The sequence below is a fragment of the Christiangramia aquimixticola genome, from assembly GCF_048285835.1.
In the GTDB taxonomy this organism is placed as follows: Bacteria; Bacteroidota; Bacteroidia; order Flavobacteriales; family Flavobacteriaceae; genus Christiangramia; species Christiangramia aquimixticola.
In genome coordinates, this window is sequence record NZ_JBLVTL010000003.1 from 281,173 (window position 1) to 283,512 (window position 2,340).

The window sequence follows — 2,340 nt, forward strand, 5'->3', positions numbered from 1 at the left end:
CCCGCAGTAATGATAATTCCCTACCGGTTTGACCTTTTACCGAAGTATTTTCCTGAGCTCTACGTAGCAGATAAGGCACCACATCTCTTACCGGTCCAAATGGCACCAGTTTAACGGCATTATATCCTTTTTTGGCCAGGTTATAACTAATATGATCACTCATCCCGTATAACTGACTAAACCATATTCTTTTATCCTCCTTATCAATGTTTTTATCTTCCATAATCTGTAAAGCCAGATAACTGCTAACTTCATTATGAGTTCCAATAAAAACGGAGATATCTTCTAAATGGTTTAAGCAATAAGACATTACAGAGTTAAAATTAACATCTGTTGCTTCCTTGCTTTCACAAATTGGTGAAGGATATCCAAGCTTTTTCGCTCTGGCATTTTCCTTTTCCATATATGCACCTCTAACTATTTTTGCACCAATTTTAAAGCCTTCCTGCTTGGCTCTTTCATGTAATTGTTTCAAGTATTCCAGACGATCCCAGCGGTAACATTGGAGCGTATTAAAAATAAGAACTTTATCCTTATTATACTTTTTCATCATCTCTTCCATAAGATCATCAGCCGCAGTCTGCATCCAGGTTTCTTCACCATCTGCATACAATCTCACACCTAATTCAAAGGCTCTCTTACAAAGAGTTTCCACTCTCACCTTTACTCTTCCCCATTCCTTCTTTTCCTCCGGTGAAAGGCTGAGTTTCTCACTCACCTTCTCCCAGATCTCAAATCTTCCAATTCCGGTAGGCTTAAACATGGCGAAGGTGATGTCTTCACTATTATTAGCATATTCAATAAGGCTCAGCTTTTTTTGCATAGCTGCATCAAATTCCTCTTCGGTTTCCTTACCCTCTACTGAGTAATCCAGGATACTATGCAGGTTCTCACCATACATTTCCTTAGTAACAGGCTTACAGTCATCCTCGGTCACCCCGCCACAAAATTGCTCAAAAATGGTTTTTTTGATAAGCGTTTCTACAGGTAAATGTAGTTTTAAGGACATCTTAGTAAGTGCAGTCCCGGCTTTTACCAAAGGAGCATAATTCATCATACTGAATAAAAATATCGCTCTGTCCAGTTCTGTATTAGACTTTAATTTGAAAGCCGATTTTGTATTATTGAATATCTTTTTCCTAATCATTTCTCGCTGTTAATCGGGCAAATATAATTATTGAAGTCGATTATTTTCATAATTTCTCTTTAATTTCGGGACGCACAATTCCAAATAGAATGAACGAAGAAAAACAGAGTTTAAATCCTGTCTATTATGGCGAAGGATCATATACACAACTGAATAATTTCATATCTGAAACCACGCCTTCTAAAATATTTGTGCTGGTGGACTCCAATACCCATGTAAATTGCTTGTCGTCTTTTTTACAAAAACTAAAAACCGATGTTGCAATTGAGGTAATTGAAATAGAGGCCGGAGAAGAAAATAAAAATATTGAGACCTGTTCCGGGGTGTGGAACGCCCTATCTGAACTGGATGCCGACAGGAAAAGTTTAATGATCAATCTTGGTGGCGGAGTGGTTACCGATCTTGGCGGGTTTGTAGCTGCCACCTTTAAAAGAGGAATCCGGTTTATAAATGTTCCTACTACTCTACTTTCCATGGTAGATGCATCAGTTGGCGGGAAAACCGGTGTTGATTTAGGAAATTTAAAAAACCAGGTTGGAATTATAATTCAGCCCGAAATGGTTTTAATTGATTCCGTTTATTTAAAAACTTTATCACCCCAGGAAATGCGCAGTGGCTTGGCTGAAATTTTAAAGCACGGCCTTATCGCAGATGAAAAATACTGGAAAAAGGTATCTGATCTTAAGTCGCTTGACCATTCAGACCTTGATAAGATCATAGAAGAGTCGGTAAATATTAAAGCCAACATCGTAAAACAGGATCCTTATGAGCGATCCATTCGGAAAAAACTAAATTACGGTCACACCCTTGGTCATGCCATCGAATCATTCTGCCTCACCAATCCTGAAAAAGAGAAATTGCTACACGGGGAAGCTATAGCCATTGGAATGATCCTGGAAACATATTTATCCCGAGAGCTAAAATCTTTTCCTTCAGAAAAATTCAGTGAAATTTGCGATATCATTACTGATATATACGGGAAAGTAAATTTTGAGCCGGGGGAAATTGAGGAGATCATTGAATTGATGAGATTTGATAAGAAGAATGAAAGAGGAAATGTAAATTTTGTCCTACTTCAGGATGTTGGAGAAGCGGTTATTGATGTAACGGTTCCTAATGAGCTTATAAATAAAGCTTTTACACACTACTTAAAACTTTGATTAATAGTACATTAAAAAATAATATATTCTCAC

The 2,340-nt window shown here is 37.5% G+C and carries 2 protein-coding genes; one reads left to right on the forward strand and one right to left on the reverse strand.

Annotation, left to right across the window (positions count from 1 at the left end):
• Positions 1–1,147 (reverse strand): proline dehydrogenase family protein (locus ACNKXV_RS08195; protein WP_417907226.1); only part of this gene is annotated, 1,147 nt, incomplete at its 3' end.
• 89 nt (positions 1,148–1,236) lie between these two features.
• Between ACNKXV_RS08195 and aroB the strand changes: the two genes are divergently transcribed.
• Entirely contained in the window at positions 1,237–2,307 is a 1,071-nt protein-coding gene (gene aroB, locus ACNKXV_RS08200; RefSeq protein ID WP_417907227.1) for a 3-dehydroquinate synthase, read from the forward strand.
• Positions 2,308–2,340: the final 33 nt, after the last annotated feature.